Raw genomic sequence first — 20,996 nt, forward strand, 5'->3', positions numbered from 1 at the left:
CACAGGACAAAAAGAAAGGCGGTGACAAACTCATGTTTATCATCGCCTGAATATATCTTGATGCGCCTTGCTACACCTAGTCCCTATTAGGATGATTCAAAATATGGTCTTATTCTGTGACTGATTTTTACTATTAAATATCAGCCACTTAAAATTTCAGGTACTTATCAGCATCAAAAGAAGATACACATATTTAGAAAAAACTGATTTAAATCTCCAGTTTTCAACCATTTCGATCAAGTTAGGAATTCTGTCTCGAAGTTGTATTAAAAAAGTTCGAGCAATTTATATCTAGTGGACTCTATCTTCACCTCTAACTGTTGTGCTTGGACGTGGGCACTGACAATATAAAAACCATTCGCACCTAGTCATAGCTCACACATACACATTAATATGCACGCTTGCCCATATACTAACTAGTGAATTCGGTTACAATTTAGCACTCAGTTTGTTGGTTAGGAGCTAAATATATGAATATAGGTGCGTTAATTGGCATTGCGATTTTCTTTTTACCCTTACTAATACTCATCATAAATTTAGTATTAGGTAAAAAGAGAAAAAAAGCTTTCGAAGATAAACTAACCCAATCCAGTCTAGAGCTAAAACAGACTTACGAAAAACTTGCTAATGTCGAAATCGAACGAAATGAGTTAGTTGAAAAATACTCTCCTATTTTAGATACCGAAAACTACGCGGCTAAGTTACTAGATGATATAGAAGAAGATGCAGCAGCCAAACGAGAGCAGTCACTAAAGCTTCTATCAGAAGCAGGGCTAGAAGCTGACGAAATCCGAGATGATGCCAAACAGCTCCGTTTGGAAGCTTCCCAGCGAGTAAAAGACTCAAAAGAAAAGGCGGAAACAATAAAGAATGAGGCACGTGAAGAAGCATCTAAAATTATCAGCTTTGCAGATGCTCAAGCTAGGGAAATTGCTGGAGACGCGTATGAAGCTAAGGCCAAGGCTGATTCATATGACAAAGCTATCCGTGCAATGCGCAATACTATTGATGGGTACAAAGACGACTACATCATTCCTAATCACTCTGTATTAGATGACTTAGCAGATGAATTTGGCCATAAAGAAGCAGGTGACGAACTAAAAGCAGCTAGAAAAAGAGTTCGAGAAATGGTGAAAAATGGATATGCAGGTGCATGTGACTACGCAGAGCTCCACAGAAAAACCTATGCAATCCATTTTGCCGTTGATGCCTTTAACGGAAAAGTTGATAGTGCCTTATCAAAAGTGAAGCATGATAACTATGGGAAGATAAAACAAGAAGTCATTGACGCTTTTGCTTTGGTAAACCATAACGGGAATCCTTTCAGAAATGCACGTATCAACCAAGAATATTTGGACGCTAGACTAAACGAATTGAAATGGGCCGTCGCAACATTTGAACTCAAGAAGATTGAGAGAGAAGAGCAAGCTGAAATCAAAGCACAAATTCGTGAAGAAGAACGTGCTATCCGAGAGATGGAAAAAGCCCGTAAGGAAGCAGAAAAAGAAGAACATATGCTCCAAAAAGCTCTTGAAAAGGCACGCTCTGAGTTAGCAGCTGCAAATGATGAGCAAAGATCTCAATTTGAAACACAGCTCGCTGAACTAGAAGAAAAACTAAAAGAAGCCGAAGACAAAGGTCAGAGAGCTTTATCTATGGCTCAGCAAACTCGTCGAGGACATGTTTACGTTATCAGTAACATTGGCAGCTTTGGCGAGAAAGTATTCAAAATAGGCATGACGCGTCGATTGGAGCCAATGGATCGAGTGAAAGAACTTGGAGATGCTTCCGTACCCTTCTCTTTTGACGTGCACGCAATGATTTATAGTGAAGATGCTCCAACATTGGAAAAAGAGCTTCACAGGAAGTTTGATTTAAATTCTGTAAACAAAGTAAATCCTAGAAAAGAATTCTTTAGAACTACTATTGCGGAAATCAAACGGGCAGTTGAGCAACAAGGCGTTTCAGACGTCCATTGGACTCTTAAAGCAGAGGCCTCTGAATATCGTGAGAGTATCGCAATAGCAAAAGAACAGCTATCTGAGGCGGTGGCATAGAGAAAAGCATGGGTAATTAGCAATGTTACTAAAATTCATCGAAATTATTGGCATCAATGAACTAGTTAAAACACTTAAATGATCCTATCAATTGGGTTGCTTTTATTAGGCGCTACAATCTTTCAAAAAAAGAGCAGTTCCAGTGGCGTGACAGGTTTAACCTAGACCACTTATTTGATGGTGAGATGCAGGGCTGAAGCTGATTCCGATGTTATAACAATATGATATTTGAGGGTATATCAGAAGTATGAGCAAATCATTATTACTTGGTGAGGCTATAAATCGTCTTCATGTTCCCGATTTCGTTAAATCAGGATTTGTTACTGGAGATGATAAAGATTGGGAACTTTCAAATCTAAAACCTATCAATATTTTCATTGGTGCCAATAATTCAGGAAAGAGTAGACTGCTACGCTTAATGTTTAGCAGTACTCTATCAATCTATGAATCAGATAAATTGACAGCTACGAGCTATCCTGAGTATTTAATATCATTGTTAGATAAACATAAATTATATAGTTCTCTTAATCTTAAAACCTTACCTGGTACTATTGATGAGTTTAAAGAAAAACTTGTTAGAGAATTTAAAACAAATAGTCGTCTATGTGGCTATGAAAGAATTCAGATCACTACCAAAAGTGCATTGAGTAGTACATTACAATTAATGGACATAAATGCATTTTCAAGAAGGCACTCAACACAAGAACAAAACCCACTAATTGACGGTTTAATCAAAAGAATATCCGGAGAATTACCTTCCTTTCCAAGCATTTTGGACCCCAGCCAAAAATCAATATACATACCTCTTTTAAGGGGGTTACGACCTCTTTCTACAAGTCGTAACCCATGTTTAGAACGCACTATTACTGATTATTTCAAAGAACAAAAAACAACCAGAGGAGTAAGAGAGCAGTCTAAAGAAGAGACAGATTTTCAGAGCAGAATTTTTACTGGGGAAAGTTTTTATGAAGATCTAAAAAATTCATTATTAGGAAGTTATGAACAAAGAATTAGTGTCAGAGAATATGAGGATTTTCTTTCAGATGTTTTTTTTAGAGGCGAGCCTATTTCTTTAATACCACGCGTTAAGAGTGATGTAGTTCACTTTAAACTAGGAAATTCAGAAGAACGTCCAATTTATGACTTAGGTGATGGTATACAATCAATTATCATTCTTACTTATAAGATATTCACAACGAAATATCCAACATTTTTCTATATAGAGGAGCCTGAACAACATCTACATGCAGGTATGCAGAGAGTTTTAATCAAGGCACTAACTTTACATCCAGAACATATCTACTTTTTGACATCACACTCTAATCATCTAATAGATATTGCAATGGAACGTGATGATATATCAATACAACGAGTCTACCAGACTCGAAACGAAGATAAAGAAGAGTCTAAAATTTTACCCCTAAATAAGTATTCACAAGTTCTAGAAGACCTTGACGTTCGTGCTTCCTCTGTACTATTAGCCAACTGCAGTATTTGGCTGGAAGGTGTAACTGACAAGTTATACTTACGCTCTTTTATGAATAAATATTTAAGAGAGTTGGACGATACAGAAAAAGTCGATAAATTAACTAGCTACCTAGAAAACCTTCACTACACATTTGTAGAATACCAAGGCTCCAATATAACCCATTGGTCATTTGTAGAGGATACGTCGCAAGATCAAAAAAGTATTGCAACAACATTAAGTCAAAAAATATTTTTGGTTGCTGATGGCGATATTTCATGGAAAGGAGACCGACAAAAAGATCTTACAGAAGCATTAGGCAACAGCTTTCAGCAACTAGAATATAAAGAAATAGAGAACTACATTCCAATCGAGGTCATACGAAAAACCGTAGAAAATAGATGGGAAACGTTTCAAAACAGCAGAATCGATGGCTGCTCTCTGGATGTATCAAAGTTAAATCAAAAGGATATATATAATAAAACAATCGGCATCGGTAAAAAAATAGAGACCAAGTGTATTACTAAATCAAAAGACAATACTCATACTTTTTTCGAAGAGACGTCCAAAAGTTCTACTGGCACCATTAAAGATAAAGTCAAATTTTGCCATGAAGCTGTCAAAATAATGAACGACAGTGAATTTGAGTGGAGCCTGACTCCAGAGCTTAGTGTGCTATGCGAAAAGATCTGGAAGCATATAGAAGAGGCTAACGGTTAGGCGTGAGTGTAAGAAAAATCAATACAGACGATAAAAAGCGATGGCTTATGAAAAGTTTGTTCTAAAAGAAACGGATGGCAAACCGTGGTTAGGTGAAAAAGCCAAACTCGCAGCCTACTGGATATGATTGATTTATGGCAGGAACGCCCCAGCCAGTCATTAGCCCATTCAAAATACACCTATAACAAATTAAAAGTTATTGGTTTGGCAATAGTCGATCCGCTTTATCAAAAAGTCACGTTCACGCAGACGAAAGGCAAAAAGAAACGCTCGGTACCGATCAGCCCAGAACTTTATGATGTGATTTACAAAGAGGGTTCAGGCCCATTGTTCAACATTGGCTATTCGACGGTTTACCGATTTATCGTGCGCAATGTTCCACGACTAAAGCAGCAAGCCGCCCACGTTCTGCGCCACACCTTTGCGTCTTATTACATGATGAACGGTGGTAACATTATCGCCCTACAACGAATCCTTGGTCACAGTGACATAAAACAGACCATGCGATACGCTCACCTAGCCCCCGATCACCTAGAAGATGTGGTCACGAAAAACCCTTTAGCTAACCTCAAATAAGTGGCTAATGTGGACAATGTAATGTCCACATTATGTCCACAAATTTTCATAATATAGATAAATATTGATGATTATTGATGAAGTGACCACAAGCAAAGCCTTGATATTCCTTGCTGCGCCTAGTCTCTGTTAGGGTGGTTCAAAATGTGGTCTTCCCAGTTTACCACATCAATTTCGTATACCACTTTGCTACGGACGCTTTCTCCGGCAGCGTGCATGGCGGATTTGGAGCCAGTAATGAGTGGGTGCCACTCTGGAAGAGGCTGTTTTTCTGCTAGAAGGCGGTATGCGCAAGTATGAGGCAACCAAGTGAAGTCATCGATATCATCACGAGTGAGTTTAGTGCACTCTTCACCTGATGAGAAACGGTTAGGGTAATCTTTACACGAACACGTTTTACTGTTTAACCAACTGCATGCCACATTGGTATAATAAATTTCTTCTGTATCTTCATCCATGAGTTTATGCAGGCAACACTTACCGCAACCGTCACAAAGTGCTTCCCACTCTTGTTCGGTCATTTGCTCGAGAGATTTACTTTCCCAAAATGGCAGGCTCATAAACATTATTTAGATATTGGATAAAGGGAGGGCTTTATACCGTTATGGCAGATAAAGTGCAAGCTTGAAGGTAAAAATGTCAGTTAATCGTCAATTGCGCCCTTGGGTATATTGACCGTGATACCCTTGCTTTAAATACTGAGCTTTGTAGTTGCCATTGATGTGAACCAAAGTACCTTTTAAGCGATCGAGGTAATACTCTTGTCTCTTATTACCGTGTTTAAACTCAAGCTTTGCACCGTCAAAAGAGAAATGGGTGCTGATAAGATCACCATTCCAATAAACACCCTCGTTGGCGACCTGAAGCCTATTTGCAGAATAGCTCGCGACATTCGCTTCACGCCAAGTTCCTAGTAACTCTTTGCGAGCGATCTTACTTTGGTGATCAACAACCGAGTATACCCCAATACCAATCATAACAACGCCACATAATCCTAAAACCATTACGACGATGCCTAAAGGTTTTGTCCAAAAGTTACTACTGCTCATCGTACTTCTGTCCCGACTTCTGCCTTATTTAAACGCTACTGGCGCTCCCCTAACCACTAAGTCTAGTGGAACAATGGCATAAATAACAAAAATATTAATAGTGAGGGAATTGAAATTATTTCTGAAGTTTTTGCCTTAGGGGATTAATGCGACTTGTTGGCTATCAGAATTAAATTTTAAAAGTGTGTTTTAAACACACTTTACTGCTTCGATTGCTACTTTTTGCTAGACTGCGTCTTCGAATCAATCGAGGATAACTGATATGGATTGCCGATTAGGTTGCGGGGCTTGTTGTATTGCTCCAAGTATTTCATCCCCTATACCGGGTATGCCCAATGGCAAGCCTGCCGGAATTCGCTGTATTCAGCTCAATAAAGATAACTTGTGTAACTTATTCGGTCGACCAGAACGGCCTAAAGTTTGCCATGAATTTAAGCCTTGCCCTGTTGTTTGTGGTACAACTAACCAAGAAGCTATCAACAATATTACCCAGCTTGAAAAGCTAACATAATTAAGCCGCTTATTTATAAGCGGCTTTTTCATTTCTTATAATCCGAATATTACACCAGCAACAGCTGCGCTCATTAAGTTAGCCAATACACCTGCTGCAATCGCCTTAAAACCGTATTTTGAAATAAAACTGCGACGCTCAGGCACTAAGCTCCCCAAACCACCTATTAGCATTGCCATTGTTGATATGTTCGCAAAACCACACAAAGCAAAAATAACAATAGCTTGTGAGTGCTCACTAAGTTGACTTTGCACTTCCATTAACTGAATAAATGCTACAAATTCATTCACTACTACTTTGGTTCCTATCAAAGCACCAACAGTAATTGCCTCATGCCAAGGGATTCCTAGCAGCCAAGCGATAGGTGCAAACAGGTAACCTAAAATAAGTTCGAAGCTAAGCTCCATGCCCATTAGATCGCCAACCCAGCCCAAAATACCGTTCAACATTGCAATCACACTGACAAACGCGAGCAAAGTAGCACCCACGGCAACCGCAATTCTAAGCCCAGACATAGCACCATCTGCCATCGCCTCCACCACATTGGTTGCACGAGGTAATTCAACATTCTCAAGCTCCAAATCTGCGTTCACTTGCTGAGTTTCAGGCACTAAAATTTTTGCCATCAACAAGCCAGCTGGAGCTGACATAAACGCAGCTGCAATCAAGAAGTTCAGATCCACGCCCAATGAAGCGTATCCGACAAGAGTACCACCAGCAACAGAAGCAAGCCCGCCAGTCATAACTGCAAAAAATTGAGAATCTGACATATGACGAAGATATGGCTTTACAACCAAGGGGGCTTCAATCATACCCACAAAAATATTGGCTGTGGCTGAAAGAGACTCTGCACGGCCCGTAGATAAAAGTTTTTGCAACCCTCCACCAATTAAATTGATCACTTTAGGCATTAAACCAATGTGGTAGAGGCCTGAAATCAATGCAGAGAAAAATATAATGATGCACAAAACGTTAATCGCAAATATAAAACCACCTGTTGCCAGTCCACCAAATAAAAATGCTATGCCTTCTTGTCCATAGTTAATTAAATTAGAAACAGCTTCTGTAACACTATTCAGTACTTCTTTACCAGCTGGTACATAAAGAACCAGCAAAGCAAAAGTGACTTGCAGCACAAAGGCTAATGATACCGTTCTAAAATTTATATTTTTTCTATCAGTAGACAGCAGCCAAGCTATAGCAAAGATGGCTAGGATTCCTAGGATCGAGTTCATTAAAGTATCCGATGATTAAAGCGCAAAGAATGGCGCCGGATAATATTGACTTGGGCATAAGATGCAAATCTAAGATGTTAACACCCCGTTTTTCAATAATAGCAGTGTGGATGAATACTTTTTTAACCATCTGTTTTATAAAAAGATAAACGTTTGCGCCATGGGGTTATTTTCCATATTGAAAATATGTTTATTCATATGGAAACAACATGGGCTCTATTTACGATGAATATAAGGAGCTAACTTTTCATCCCAATAGCAGGGTAGACCAATCTTATTTTTAATAAATTCAATCACAGCAATGATCTTAGGCGATAGATAACGTCGACTGGGATAAACAGCATAAAACGGCATATTTTGATTTGGGTTCCAATCAGGAAGAAGTTGGATAAGCTTACCCTGTTTAAACTCATCACCGATAAGATAAGTGGCAAGATAGGCAACGCCCCAGCCAGCTACCGCAGCATCGCGCACCGCTCCGGCTAAATCGACTGAATAATTACCTGACACCTTAACAGTTAACTGCTCATCCAACTTAGAGAAAGCCCATCGAGTATAATCTCGCTCCCAACTTCGATAAATAATACAGTTATGATCAGCAAGATCGTTAGGATGTAAAGGACTAGCGTGATTAATTAAATACTCAGGTGAAGCCGCAACAACGAACTGACTATCAGCGAGCCGTTGTGCCACATAGCCTTCGGGCAACATCTCGTTGTTGGTAATCCAAAGATCCAATCCATCCTGTAGCATATCTATCCGGTTATCGAATAAGTGCAATTCAACTTGTAAATTGGGATGTTGAACTCGCAGTTCATCAATAGTCGGCAGGATATGAAGTGTCGCAAAAGACTGAGATAAACCAATTCTAATCAAACCCGCGACTTCATCTTTTTGAACTTCCACTTCCTGCTGCGCATCCGTCACTGTTTGCACCACTTTTTGGCAATGCTGAAAAAACTGCTCCCCCTCCGCAGTAGGAGTAAACGTGCGAGTTGTTCGTTGAACAAGCTTTATTCCTAACCCGTCTTCAAGCAATGCCAATTGCTTACTCACATGAGATACGGAAACACCGAGGCTTTTTGCAGCTTGAGTAAAATTTTTATGCTTAATTAGAGTGGCAAACACCACCATTTGCGCGGCACGATCTGCTAGCACACCATCTCCATAAACTAAAAGGAGCTCTTAAGAGCTCCTTGTTAATACCTAAAGAACAATTCTATCCGCTAGATGGCTCACTGCCAGCGCAAAGTAATAGGAACGATTCCATTTCATCAAAACATTGTAGTTATTGTAAACCAAATACACTCGCCCGTTGGCATCATCTGGTGCAATCAACCACGCCTTTATATCTTTATCTAATTTAGGCAACGGACGGCCATCATAGCGAGTAACACCAAGTTCATTCCACTCATGTAGGTACTTGCCTTGGTCTTCACCACGCCCCTGGATGCTAGTGTCAAATCCTCTCGGTAATTTAACTTGTCGTCCCCAAGTACGTGAATTTATCCACCCTGATTGACTCAAGTAATTGGCTGCTGAAGCAAACACATCCGCTTCGCTATCCCAAATATCTTTCTTCCCATCCCCACTTCCATCGGCCGCGAAGGAAAGGAAAGAACTCGGCATAAACTGGCACTGACCCATGGCACCAGCCCAAGACCCTTTCATATTTTCAGGTTTAATATGCCCTTCATCTAAAATAGTCAGTGCGGCCATGGTTTCTTTGCGGAAAAACGCCTCTCGGCGGCCGTCATAAGCCATGGTGGACAGCGCATCGATTACACTGTAATTGCCTGTAAAGGTGCCAAAGTTACTTTCAATTCCCCACAGAGCAACAATAAAACGTGGTTGTACACCATATTGTTCACCGACACGTTCAAGCGCTTTCTTATGCTTGGCATACAGTTCTTTCGCCTGTTTCACTTTCCAGTCTGGTACCGCCTTGGGAATATATTCATCCAAAGTTAGTCGTTTCTCTGGTTGGTTTCGGTCAGCGGTTACTGCACGTGGTTTATAAGCTACATTGGCAAAAGCAGCACTGATCGTTTGCTCAGAGATACCTTTATTGCGTGCTTCGTTTTTTAATCCTTCGACATATTGTTCAAAGCTCTGGTCATTGGCCCAAACAGAGCTCGCAATCGTCGCACCTAGTATGACTGACAATAATTTCTTCACATTGCCCTCCTTGAGCAACATTATGATTCACTGACAACTTCCCTATTATAGATGAGAGAAGTTAGTCTGATTGCTGGCGTGCTTTTTGTTGTTTATATTCATCTAACAGATTTTTTGGCGGCGGTGGTAATTGAAGAAAAAAACCATCCTCTTTAAGAGACTGAGTCACTTTATCTATATCAACTTGAGACAACTCTCGTCCGTCCAAATTCACCATCATCACTATGCTAGGTTTGCCAAACATTTGCATCAGTGTGTCAGGAACTTGTGAAAAATCACCCTTTTTGGGTAGATATAAATATGCGCCTTCTTTTTTGGAACTTTTGTAAATTGCACAAAGCATGGGAAGCCTTTTGTCTATTTGAATTAATATAACGTCAATGTTTCGCTAATTTTGAGAGCAAAACGCTCAATTGAGCACAAGAGATCTTGCTGTGCTTATTGCGGGAATATAACATGATACCCCTAATCGCAGGCAAAGCCTTTACGAGGTCCCCAAACAAAATGTCGAATTCACCTGATCTGAAAGGCAGTAGCTTTACTTTATCAGTTTTACACCTTTCTGATAACCATGTTGAAAATACGATTCAGTTTCTCAGCGAAAAAGTCGAACAAGCTCCGGCTTTCTTTGCTCAGGCTCCTGTTGTCATCAATATTTCAAAAGTAGCGGGTGACATTGATTTTTCGCGACTAAGAAATGGTATCGCCCAAGCAGGGATGATTCCAGTTGGGATCACGGGCTGTCGTGACAAACGCACGCAAAACTTCGCATCAGACGCTGACTTCGCTATTATGTCTGCCAGTAAATCACCATCTCAAGCACCGGCGGCTATGGCTCCAACCAAAGTCATCCGCACGCCTGTACGTTCAGGCCAGCAAATTTTTGCAAAAGACAGCGACTTAGTCGTTCTAAGCCACGTCAGCGAAGGGGCAGAAGTCATAGCTGATGGCTCTATACATATTCATGGCACTCTGCGCGGCCGCGCAATTGCAGGAGCTAGTGGTAACATTGGTGCTGTCATCATCTGCGAAAAACTTAACGCCGAACTGATGTCCATTGCAGGGCATTACTGGCTAACGGAGCAATTTGCTGAAGAGTATTGGCAGCAGAAAGTTATGTTCAGTTTAGAAAACGACTCGCTTAAATTCGAGTTGTTGACCTTTTAAGAAAATAAGGAACAAATAATGGCACGCATTATTGTTGTCACGTCAGGTAAAGGTGGTGTCGGTAAAACGACATCAAGTGCCGCGATTGCTTCAGGCCTAGCACTAAAAGGAAAGAAAACGGCCGTCATCGATTTTGATATCGGCTTACGAAATCTTGATTTGATTATGGGCTGTGAACGCCGTGTAGTTTATGATTTCGTCAATGTAATTAACGGCGAAGCAACGCTAAATCAGGCACTGATAAAAGATAAACGAACTAGCAATTTGTTTATCTTACCCGCCTCTCAGACCCGTGATAAAGATGCATTAACTCAAGAAGGTGTTCGCCGAGTATTTGATGAACTTGATGAAATGGGTTTTGATTTTATCATCTGTGACTCACCAGCAGGTATAGAGCAAGGCGCTTTAATGGCACTCTACTTTGCAGATGAGGCCATAGTTACCACCAATCCTGAAGTCTCTTCAGTGCGAGACTCAGACCGTATTCTTGGTATTCTTGATTCTAAATCTCGTCGCTCTGAAGAAGGGTTAGAGCCCGTTCGGCAGCACCTTTTATTGACTCGCTATAATCCAACGCGAGTAACACAAGGAGAGATGTTAAGTGTCGAAGACGTTGAGGAGATTCTACATATTTCACTTCTCGGCGTCATTCCAGAAAGCCAAGCGGTTCTCAACGCCTCTAACAAAGGTGTACCTGTGATATTCGATAATGAGACAGACGCTGGTATGGCCTATGATGATGCTGTAGAGCGCCTATTAGGCTCTCAGGTAGACTTCCGCTTTTTAACCGAGCAGAAGAAAGGCATCTTCAAGCGACTATTTGGAGGCTAAATGTCATTACTTGAATTTTTCCGACCACAAAAGAAAACTTCTGCCAACTTAGCTAAAGAGCGCTTGCAGATTATTGTTGCAGAGCGCCGTAGTCAGGGCGATCCTGCGCCATCCTACCTGCCGCAACTCAAAGAAGACATTCTAAAAGTCATTGCAAAGTACGTTGCCGTTGACCCATCTATGGTCGACTTATCTTTTGAGCATAAAGACGATGATATTTCCGTCTTAGAGCTCAACGTCAAGCTTCCAGAAGACGAAAAATAGACATCTAGGGTTAGCATCTGTGCTAACCCTTTGGTCCAGCGGACAATGTAGCTAAAAACCGTTTGTAGCTTTAATATTTATCTAAACCTTCACTCGTCTTGGACACTTAATATTCCAATAATTTTTCCAAAGTTTTCAGCTAAAGCGATCCTTAGCATCATTATTTTCATACTTGTGGTTAAGAATAAAGCTAATGTTCTTACGGGGAAAAATCGCGTTCAGCGAAAACAAAACATAGGCTAGGAGCAGCTAGTAAAAAACGATTCAGTTGTCTCAATTTTCTTTCTTTAAACCCTAACTCGCTGTTATTTATATAGTTAAAAATTAGCACACAAATTCACACAAAACTTCTCAATTAGTCTCATGACCTTGGCTGGGCGAAATGGATAATGAGCTTCATTGAAATCAGCAATAGAGAAATGTAGAAATGAATTTTATTAATAACTTTCGAGCCCATAGAAGTGACATGCTACAAGCATCAGCAACAGCGGCAGATAAACTAGGTGAAAGTCAGCTAGCAAACGAGATCCGCGCCGTTAAACAGTTAAATAAGGACATGAAGGCATTTAACGCAGAGGCTAAATACGTTATCAAAGACAACAAAAGAGTTGGCCCCCATAAACAAATTCCATCCTATCGCTTAGATGAAGAACTATCGATCTTAAAGGAACAAGCAATTAGAATAAAACTAGACTTAAGTTCAATTGGGCCCAAACATCAGAAAGCGCAAAATATCTCCGCGTTCAAAGTAAACAGCCGTCAATTAGATAGAATCGACTTTAATCGTAATCAACCAGCTCGATCTATTGAGCCAAGCCGTCTTCCTAAAGGCGTCGAAAAAAGCTACCTAGGAGATGGAAACAGTTAATCAGTGAATTAGCCCCACACTCGCATACAGTATGGGGCTAAACAGCCAAACCGTCTATTGCCCACGGTTAACAAGTCTGTTAGCCTAGAGCCATGAATACAAAAACTACTCCAGCCACTTACCGTGCTTTAACCACAAGCATGATGATGTACATGCCTTCACAGCGAATGCTGCGAGGGATGGTCTGCGTGTTCTAAATTTATCCACCACTGCAACACCATTCCCTAATACACGGTTGGGAGGGTGATGTAACCTAATTGCAACTGGCATCTCTTTTCAACCTTAGAATTGAAAAACAAGGAGATCGGCCAATGAATATTAATCACCGCTTTAACCTAAATTTATCTAAATCTTCAAAAACAGAGTTTATTACCACCCCGATATTTTACGCCAACGGCGAACCACATTTAGGACACGCCTACACTGGCATTATCGCTGATATTTTTTGTCGATATGAGCGCCTTGCACAGACGGATATCGGCTGCAAACTCATCACAGGCACTGACGAACATGGCCAAAAAATTTCCTCAGCAGCTCAGTCAAATCATCTTCCAGCGCAAGATTTTGTCGATACGCTTTCACAAAGTTTTCAAGAGTTATGGCCAAAGCTTGCTATTGAACCAGATGCTTTTGTACGCACTACAGATACACAGCACAAACTAAACATCCAGCGTATTTGGCAGCAGCTTGAGCAGCAAGGAGATATCTATCTTGGGCACTATTCTGGACACTACTGCATCGCGTGCGAACAGTTTTATCCTGAAAAGGATCTTCTCGATGGAGCATATTGCCCAGTCCATAAGCGCGAAGTAATTTTCAGTCAGGAAGAAACCTACCTATTTCGCCTAGAGAAATATCGCCAAGCACTCCTTGATTACTATCAATCAAATAAAAATTGCCTAGAGCCCCCGCATTATCAACAAACCCTAATCGAGCAACTAAAATCAGCACCGCTCGACGACTTATCTGTTTCTCGCATTAATAATCAATGGGGAATCCAAGTACCGAGTAATCCAAACCACACTGTATACGTTTGGATTGATGCTCTGTTTAGTTACCTCTCCGCCATACAGAGCAGTGGCGCGGACAAAAGTGCGCTTGCTCATACCCAACATGTGATTGGTAAAGATATACTGCTTTTTCATGCGGTATATTGGCCTGTTTTTTTGCTGGCTTTGGATATCCCCCTGCCGCAAAAACTGATAGTCCATGGTTGGTGGACCATTGGCGGAGAGAAAATTTCTAAGTCAAACCCTGACACCACGGTGAACCCCAGCCTCTTTTCTGAGAAACTAACCAGCGATGGGCTACGCTACGCACTTACACGTCACAAGCCGCTGCATCGAGATGGTAATTTAGTCCTAGATGAGTTTGCCCAAACCATTAATGCCGATCTGCTCAATAATCTTGCCAATCTCGTCAAACGAAACCACACACTGATCACGAAAAGCTTCGCTGGCGAAGTAAAACTCGCCGAGCTATCACAACTTGATGAAGAGAACATTACTTGCATCAACAAAATAACTCCTGTGCTAGAAAGCATCATTAAAGCTTATCAAGTGCGTGATCTTCACCGCGTGACCAAAGATATAAACACGGTATTAACGGAGCTAAATAGTTTCTTTCACCAAAGGGCACCATGGCTGGTTAACAAAGATCAACCTGAAGCTAAAGCGAAGCAAACCTGCCTAGTGGTGAGTAATATTGTTCGCGAGGTTGTTTGGTTACTCTCGCCCATCACCCCCACCCTTTGTCAGGCGATCATCGAAGAAAAAGGCAACCCTTCATCATCTATCTTTGAGCATCAAGCCTTGATCTTAAAAGATGCATTAGCACTTTCTGCCAAAAGCCATTGGCAAAAAATTTAGGACAAAAATAAAGCCCCAGACTTTCGACTGGGGCTAGATATGTCTGATAATTAGCTTTCGTGCTAGCAAAAACCTAATTGATCACACATACCTCATAACACATACCGACTATGCGTTGGCTTTGGTTTTTTTCGCCTTGGGTGCAACTTTTTGATCAGCTTTTTTCTTAATCACAGTAGTGCCTTCAAAAGTATCACCTTCGACAAAAGCCTTACCGTAATATGAATCGAGCAATACCGCTTTAAGCTCGCTGATCAATGGGTAACGAGGGTTGGCCCCAGTGCATTGATCATCAAACGCTTCAACTGCTAGCTCATCAAGTTTGGCTACAAAATCCGCTTCTGTAACGCCCGCGGCTTGAATAGACATAGGAATATCAAGAGCAACTTTTAGCTCATCCAACCATGCCAGCAAACGCTCTATCTTTTGAGCAGTACGGTCACCCTCTTGACTTAAACCTAGGTGATCAGCAACTTCTGCATAGCGGCGGCGTGCTTGTGGACGATCATATTGAGAGAACGCCGTTTGCTTAGTTGGATTATCATTTGCGTTGTAACGTACCACGTTAGAAATCAATAATGCATTAGCCAAGCCATGCGGCAAATGGAACTCAGCACCAATCTTATGCGCCATTGAGTGACAAACACCTAGGAAGGCGTTAGCAAAAGCAATGCCCGCGATGGTTGCCGCATTATGTACTTTCTCACGTGCAATTGGGTCATTGGCACCATTTGCATAGCTCGATGGCAGATATTCCTTAAGCATCTTAAGTGCTTGTAGAGCTTGACCATCAGAGTATTCATTAGCTAACACTGAGACATACGCTTCCAAAGCGTGAGTCACTGCATCATAACCACCAAATGCAGTGAGCGACTTAGGCATATCCATCACTAGATTCGCATCAACGATAGCCATGTTGGGTGTGATCTCATAATCTGCTAGTGGATACTTAGCACCTGTTTTGTCATCAGTCACCACTGCAAATGGAGTGACTTCTGAACCTGTACCAGAAGTCGTGGTAATACAAACAAGCTCTGCTTTCTGGCCCATTTTAGGGAATTTATAAATACGCTTGCGAATATCCATAAAGCGCATCGCCAGTTCCTCAAAGTGTGTATCCGGATGCTCGTACATAACCCACATGATTTTCGCTGCATCCATAGGTGAGCCACCACCAAGAGCAATGATAGTATCAGGCTGGAAGCTCTTCATTGCTTCCGCACCTTTTTCTACAACAGACAACGTAGGATCAGCTTCCACATCGAAGAAAGTTTGCACTTCCATACCTTGAGCTTTAAGTAAGCTAACCACATCGTCCGCGTAGCCATTGTTAAATAAGAAACGGTCAGTCACTAGGAAAGCACGTTTTTTGCCCTCTAAATCACCCAGTGCAATTGGAAGGCTACCGCGACGGAAATAAATAGACTTAGGGAGTTTATGCCACAACATATTTTCAGCTCGCTTCGCTACAGTTTTCTTGTTGATTAGGTGCTTAGGACCTACGTTCTCAGAAATAGAGTTACCACCCCAAGAACCACAGCCTAGCGTTAAAGAAGGCGCAACGTTGAAGTTGTAGAGATCGCCAATACCACCGTGCGTGGTTGGAATATTAATCAAAATTCGCGCAGTTTTAAGCTTGTCACCAAAGTAACGAATACGATCAGCATTAGTATCTTGGTTGGTGTATAAACCAGATGTATGACCAATACCGCCAATTTCCACCATAGTAACTGCCTGAGCAACCGCATCTTCAAAGTTATCAGCACGGAATAAGCCTAAGGTTGGAGAGAGCTTTTCATGTGCAAAGGCATCGTCATAAGAAACTCTAGAAAGGCCTTCACCAACAAGCACTTTGGTATCTTCTGGAACAGAAATACCTGCCATTTCAGCAATCGCGGGGGCTGGCTGGCCAACAATTTTGGCGTTCAATGCACCTTCAATAAGAAGAACGCCACGAACTTTCTCAGCCTCAGTTGCAGTAAGAACATATGCTTTGTGAGAAGCAAAACGTGCTTTTACTTCGTCATATACTTGATCAACGACAATTGCCGCTTGTTCTGACGCACATACAACGCCGTTGTCAAATGTTTTAGACATTAAGATAGAAGCAACCGCGCGCTTAATGTCTGCCGTTTCATCAATAACAACTGGAACATTACCGGCACCAACCCCGATTGCCGGTTTACCAGAAGAGTACGCGGCTTTCACCATACCTGGACCACCCGTTGCGAGAATAAGCGCAATGTCATCATGCTTCATTAGGCCATTTGAAAGCTCAACTGATGGTTGATCAATCCAACCGATGATATCTTTGGGTGCACCAGCTGCAACAGCTGCGGCTAAAACTAGTTTTGCCGCATCATTGGTTGAGTTTTTCGCACGTGGGTGAGGTGAAAATATGATGCCGTTACGAGTCTTGAGAGAAATAAGAGATTTGAATATTGCGGTAGATGTCGGGTTAGTTGTCGGCACAATACCACAGATAATCCCTACCGGTTCAGCAATCGTCATAGTGCCAAGATTGTCATCTTGATCTAGGATGCCACAGGTTTTTTCATCTTTGTATTTGTTGTAGATAAACTCAGAAGCAAAATGGTTTTTGATCACTTTATCTTCAACGATACCCATACCCGATTCTTCAACTGCTTGCTGAGCCAGCGGAATACGTGCTTGGTTTGCAGCCAAAGAGGCAGCTCGAAAAATCTTGTCGACTTGTTCCTGAGAGTAGGTTGCGAACTCTTGCTGCGCTTTTTTAACGCGTGCGACCATTGCATCCAGTTCAGTCATATTAGTGACAGGCATAGGGAATCTCCTAAAATTAACAAATTGTAAAAACTATTTATTAACAAGACCCATCGTAGACTTACTGCTTGAATCCACCGGCATCTCTTAGTAAATAGCTTTCACGACTGATTATATTCTTTCAGGTGGTGAAAAAGATTGACCCAGATCAGTTCGGAAATACTATTTGATGACTGACTGACTGAGAAGGGCTAAAAAACTTGAAAAACCATACGTTTATAGAGTGTTAACTTATGCGGAAAAGTTTATAAATAATGTAGAATATAATTTACCTAGCTGATTTCCAGCAGTTTTGTTGTAAAAAAATTTCAGTTTCAAACTCATTAATTACATGTAAGTCACTAATATCGTGCTACTAGTTGGAGCTTTTTGAGTGATGCAAAGCCATTGAATTGTACAATTTTAGAACAAAGTGGTACTAATTATTAACCTTGCTATAAAGGACTTGCCATCAAAAGTAACTTAAAAGCATGCCGGTCAATATTTTTGCCAATAATTAGATTTTTTCACTCGTGACTCACTTAAATTTCAACTATATTCAGCATGTTATAGATAGTAGACTTTTTCATTTTTAGGCGTAGATAATGCAAACATTCGAATTCGCAATTTTTTTACAGTTTTTTCTTGGCTTAGTCGCAGCGGTAAACCCTGTCGGCATAATGCCTGTTTTTGTTTCTCTGACAGGCCACATGACAGCAGAAGAAAAACATAAAACAGCCACTACAGCGAACCTAGCAGTGGCGATTATACTGATTATTTCACTATTGGCAGGCCAACTTCTGCTCGATATGTTTAGTATTTCATTAGATTCATTTCGTGTTGCCGGTGGATTACTTTTACTTAGTATTGCGTTTTCAATGATGAGCGGTAAATTAGGTGAAGATAAGCAGAACAAACAAGAAAAATCAGAATACGTTAGCCGCGAACAAATTGGTGTCGTCCCACTGGCGATGCCTCTTATGGCTGGACCTGGTGCTATCAGCTCAACCATTGTTTATGGTGCTCGCTACCCTACTACCCTCGACACTGTGGGTATCAGCATAACTGTTGGGTTATTTTGCTTTTGTTCATGGCTACTGTTTCGCTCTGCACCACTGATTGTTCGGTTTTTGGGACAAACAGGGATCAACGTTATCACCCGAATTATGGGACTAATACTTGGCGCCTTGGGGATCGAATTTATCGCCAATGGATTACGAAATCTATTCCCTGGGTTGGCTTGAGCAAACGGATAAAGGTATGATTGGCGCTACTGATTAAAAGGTTTTTTTCATATGCCGCGTCATACTTTAAAGCACTATTTATATATCATCATTTTTGGCACGCACACCAAAGCTGGGCGAGCATTTGATATCACTCTAATCATTGCTATTTTTTCCTCTTTAGCAGTGCTTGTACTTGAGTCGATACCAAGTATTGCCTTGCAATGGAAAACCGAACTTCGATACTTAGAGTATGCCTTTACAGCTCTGTTTAGCATAGAATATCTACTTAGATTGTATTGTTCTCCCAAACCTGCTGCTTATGCGAAAAGCTTTTACGGAGTCATTGACCTTCTGGCAATTTTGCCTACTTATCTGGCATTTTTCTTCCCCGGGGCCTCAATCATGGGCGTTATTCGCCTGCTCCGAGTCATGCGGATTTTCCGCGTACTCAAATTAGTACGCTATCTACAAGACTCAAATATTTTATTGCGTTCATTATTGATGGCACGCAGAAAGATATTGATTTTTTTCAGTACGGTAGGGATACTCGTCACTATTTTCGGCTCATTAATATTTATCATTGAAGGGCCGAGTAATGGTTTTACAAGCATACCCAAAAGTATTTATTGGGCGATCGTCACTATTACTACCGTTGGCTATGGTGATATCGTACCTCAAACACATTTAGGCAAAGCGCTTGCCTCACTGACCATGCTACTGGGCTATTCCATTCTTGCAGTACCAACAGGCATTATTACTGCCGAGTTAAATAGAGAGATGAATTCACATAAAGAATTAGTTAAGTGCCCAAATTGTAATCGAGCAGGACATGACTCTGATGCTATGCACTGTAAACATTGTGGCGGTGAGCTGGCTGAGCCAGACAAGCGGATAGTCAAACAATAAAGCAAAAAAGGGCTGATATAGTATCAGCCCCAATAGGATTTAAGAGTAATTAGGCTTTCTCTGCCAAAATAATTCTTAGTGTACGTCTCAAAGGTTCTGCTGCTCCCCATAGTAGTTGGTCACCTACAGTAAACGCATTTAAAAAATCATCACCCATTGCCATCTTGCGTAATCTGCCCACAGGAACAGACAAGGTTCCTGTCACTTTCGCAGGGGTCAGCTCTTGGGCCGTAATATCCCGTTCATTTGGCACTACTTTAACCCAATCATTATGAGTAGCTATCATTTCCTCAATCTCATCCATTGGCACATTTTGCTTAAGCTTAATGGTCAGTGCCTGTGAATGACAACGCATCGCACCAATACGAACACAAGTACCATCAATAGGCACAGGAGACTCTTGGAAACCTAAAATTTTGTTCGCTTCAACACCTGCTTTCCATTCTTCTTTGCTTTGGCCGTTATCACGTTTAACGTCAATCCAAGGAATAAGAGAACCAGCTAATGGCACACCGAACTTATCCGTCGGGAAAGAGTCACAGCGCATAATGTCAGCAACTTGCTTATCAATATCGAGAATAGAGCTTGAAGGATTAGCCAACGTTGAACTTACTGAATCATTGATATTGCCCATCTGAGAAATTAGCTCGCGCATATTTTGTGCACCAGCGCCAGAAGCAGCTTGATATGTCATGGCACTCGTCCACTCAACCAAGCCTTTTTCAAATAGGCCGCCTAGGCCCATCAACATCAGACTTACAGTACAGTTACCACCAACAAAGGTGTTAGTACCTTGGTGAATACCTCGTTGAATCTGCGAGTGATTCACTGGATCTAAAGTAATGATCGAATCTGACGCCATGCGTAATGTTGAAGCAGCATCAATCCAATACCCTTTCCAGCCCGCTTTACGTAACTCAGGGTAAACTTTCTCTGTATAGCTACCACCTTGACATGTCAAAACTGCATCAAGCTGCTTTAAACTTTCAATGTCATAGGCATTTTGCAGTAAACCTTCCTCTCCTCCAACTTGACCGTCAGAAAACACAGGAGCTGGAATACCCACTTGAGATGTGCTGTAAAATACCGGCTCAATATGGTCAAAATCTTTTTCTTCAACCATGCGTTGCATAAGTACTGAACCCACCATGCCACGCCAACCGACTAAACCTACTCTCATTTCTCAACTCTCCGTGTGTAATATTTAATAAAGGGGATCATCCAATATTTCAATTTTCCACGCAAAATCTCAAGAGAAAATTGATTTATTTCTGTCTATTTTTCTGACTTTGTA

The 20,996-nt window shown here is 41.2% G+C and carries 20 protein-coding genes; 11 read left to right on the forward strand and 9 right to left on the reverse strand.

The window, feature by feature from the left end; all coding sequences use genetic code 11:
* Positions 1-470 precede the first annotated feature (470 nt).
* From KO511_RS01915 to KO511_RS01925, 3 genes are all read left to right on the forward strand, one after another.
* Positions 471-2,057 (forward strand): DUF4041 domain-containing protein, encoded by a 1,587-nt coding sequence (locus KO511_RS01915; protein ID WP_215985810.1) that lies wholly within the window; start codon positions 471-473, stop codon positions 2,055-2,057.
* 247 nt (positions 2,058-2,304) lie between these two features.
* Positions 2,305-4,242 carry an AAA family ATPase gene (locus tag KO511_RS01920; protein WP_215985811.1) on the forward strand — a complete coding sequence of 646 codons (1,938 nt, stop codon included), beginning with the start codon at positions 2,305-2,307 and terminating at the stop codon, positions 4,240-4,242.
* A gap of 123 nt (positions 4,243-4,365) precedes the next feature.
* The gene (locus KO511_RS01925; protein ID WP_252724207.1) at positions 4,366-4,818 is read left to right on the forward strand and encodes a tyrosine-type recombinase/integrase; all 453 of its coding nucleotides are present in this window, start codon (positions 4,366-4,368) and stop codon (positions 4,816-4,818) included.
* A 119-nt stretch (positions 4,819-4,937) separates the two neighbouring features.
* Here the strand turns inward: KO511_RS01925 and KO511_RS01930 are convergent, their stop codons facing one another.
* Together KO511_RS01930 and KO511_RS01935 are read right to left on the reverse strand one after the other, a co-directional pair.
* Complete coding sequence (locus KO511_RS01930) at positions 4,938-5,378, reverse strand: YcgN family cysteine cluster protein (RefSeq protein ID WP_215985812.1); 441 nt, start codon at positions 5,376-5,378, stop codon at positions 4,938-4,940.
* A 90-nt stretch (positions 5,379-5,468) separates the two neighbouring features.
* The gene (locus KO511_RS01935) at positions 5,469-5,867 is read right to left on the reverse strand and encodes a DUF2850 domain-containing protein (RefSeq protein WP_215985813.1); all 399 of its coding nucleotides are present in this window, start codon (positions 5,865-5,867) and stop codon (positions 5,469-5,471) included.
* A 262-nt stretch (positions 5,868-6,129) separates the two neighbouring features.
* On the opposite strand from KO511_RS01935, the gene KO511_RS01940 reads away from it, so the two are divergent.
* Positions 6,130-6,378, forward strand: coding sequence for a YkgJ family cysteine cluster protein (locus KO511_RS01940; RefSeq protein WP_215985814.1), 249 nt, complete (start codon positions 6,130-6,132; stop codon positions 6,376-6,378).
* 35 nt (positions 6,379-6,413) lie between these two features.
* On the opposite strand, the gene KO511_RS01945 is transcribed toward KO511_RS01940, so the two are convergent.
* The 4 genes from KO511_RS01945 to KO511_RS01960 all read right to left on the reverse strand — a co-directional run bounded on the left by KO511_RS01945 (position 6,414) and on the right by KO511_RS01960 (position 10,134).
* On the reverse strand, positions 6,414-7,613 hold the full coding sequence (locus KO511_RS01945) for a NupC/NupG family nucleoside CNT transporter (protein ID WP_215985815.1): 1,200 nt from the start codon (positions 7,611-7,613) through the stop codon (positions 6,414-6,416).
* A 216-nt stretch (positions 7,614-7,829) separates the two neighbouring features.
* Positions 7,830-8,771 carry a LysR family transcriptional regulator gene (locus KO511_RS01950; protein WP_215985816.1) on the reverse strand — a complete coding sequence of 314 codons (942 nt, stop codon included), beginning with the start codon at positions 8,769-8,771 and terminating at the stop codon, positions 7,830-7,832.
* 48 nt (positions 8,772-8,819) lie between these two features.
* A complete protein-coding gene (locus KO511_RS01955) occupies positions 8,820-9,791 on the reverse strand; it encodes a lytic murein transglycosylase (RefSeq protein ID WP_215985817.1) in 972 nt (323 codons plus the stop codon).
* A gap of 61 nt (positions 9,792-9,852) precedes the next feature.
* Entirely contained in the window at positions 9,853-10,134 is a 282-nt protein-coding gene (locus KO511_RS01960) for a YcgL domain-containing protein (protein ID WP_215985818.1), read from the reverse strand.
* 161 nt (positions 10,135-10,295) lie between these two features.
* Between KO511_RS01960 and minC the strand changes: the two genes are divergently transcribed.
* The 4 genes from minC to KO511_RS01980 all read left to right on the forward strand — a co-directional run bounded on the left by minC (position 10,296) and on the right by KO511_RS01980 (position 12,921).
* Positions 10,296-10,958, forward strand: coding sequence for a septum site-determining protein MinC (minC, locus tag KO511_RS01965; RefSeq protein WP_215985819.1), 663 nt, complete (start codon positions 10,296-10,298; stop codon positions 10,956-10,958).
* 18 nt (positions 10,959-10,976) lie between these two features.
* Positions 10,977-11,789 (forward strand): septum site-determining protein MinD, encoded by an 813-nt coding sequence (minD, locus tag KO511_RS01970; RefSeq protein ID WP_125320364.1) that lies wholly within the window; start codon positions 10,977-10,979, stop codon positions 11,787-11,789.
* Positions 11,790-12,053, forward strand: coding sequence for a cell division topological specificity factor MinE (gene minE / locus KO511_RS01975; RefSeq protein WP_152430021.1), 264 nt, complete (start codon positions 11,790-11,792; stop codon positions 12,051-12,053). It begins immediately after the preceding gene.
* 427 nt (positions 12,054-12,480) lie between these two features.
* A complete protein-coding gene (locus tag KO511_RS01980) occupies positions 12,481-12,921 on the forward strand; it encodes a hypothetical protein (protein ID WP_215985820.1) in 441 nt (146 codons plus the stop codon).
* Positions 12,922-13,026: 105 nt separating this feature from the next.
* Here KO511_RS01980 and KO511_RS01985 read toward each other — a convergent pair whose 3' ends face one another.
* The gene (locus KO511_RS01985; protein ID WP_215985821.1) at positions 13,027-13,191 is read right to left on the reverse strand and encodes a hypothetical protein; all 165 of its coding nucleotides are present in this window, start codon (positions 13,189-13,191) and stop codon (positions 13,027-13,029) included.
* Between the two features lie 41 nt (positions 13,192-13,232).
* On the opposite strand from KO511_RS01985, the gene metG reads away from it, so the two are divergent.
* Positions 13,233-14,789: a methionine--tRNA ligase gene (gene metG / locus KO511_RS01990; RefSeq protein ID WP_215985822.1), complete on the forward strand. Its 1,557-nt coding sequence runs from the start codon at positions 13,233-13,235 to the stop codon at positions 14,787-14,789.
* Between the two features lie 108 nt (positions 14,790-14,897).
* Here the strand turns inward: metG and adhE are convergent, their stop codons facing one another.
* Positions 14,898-17,591 carry a bifunctional acetaldehyde-CoA/alcohol dehydrogenase gene (adhE, locus tag KO511_RS01995; protein WP_215985823.1) on the reverse strand — a complete coding sequence of 898 codons (2,694 nt, stop codon included), beginning with the start codon at positions 17,589-17,591 and terminating at the stop codon, positions 14,898-14,900.
* Between the two features lie 584 nt (positions 17,592-18,175).
* Here adhE and KO511_RS02000 point away from each other — a divergent pair.
* Positions 18,176-18,814, forward strand: a complete 639-nt coding sequence (locus KO511_RS02000) for a YchE family NAAT transporter (RefSeq protein ID WP_171359849.1) — start codon at positions 18,176-18,178, stop codon at positions 18,812-18,814.
* A 51-nt stretch (positions 18,815-18,865) separates the two neighbouring features.
* Positions 18,866-19,702 carry an ion transporter gene (locus tag KO511_RS02005; RefSeq protein WP_215985824.1) on the forward strand — a complete coding sequence of 279 codons (837 nt, stop codon included), beginning with the start codon at positions 18,866-18,868 and terminating at the stop codon, positions 19,700-19,702.
* 49 nt (positions 19,703-19,751) lie between these two features.
* Here KO511_RS02005 and asd read toward each other — a convergent pair whose 3' ends face one another.
* Positions 19,752-20,882: an aspartate-semialdehyde dehydrogenase gene (asd, locus tag KO511_RS02010; protein WP_215985825.1), complete on the reverse strand. Its 1,131-nt coding sequence runs from the start codon at positions 20,880-20,882 to the stop codon at positions 19,752-19,754.
* Positions 20,883-20,996: the final 114 nt, after the last annotated feature.

The organism is Vibrio hepatarius (genome assembly GCF_018860525.1).
GTDB classification, from domain to species: domain Bacteria; phylum Pseudomonadota; class Gammaproteobacteria; order Enterobacterales; family Vibrionaceae; genus Vibrio; species Vibrio hepatarius_B.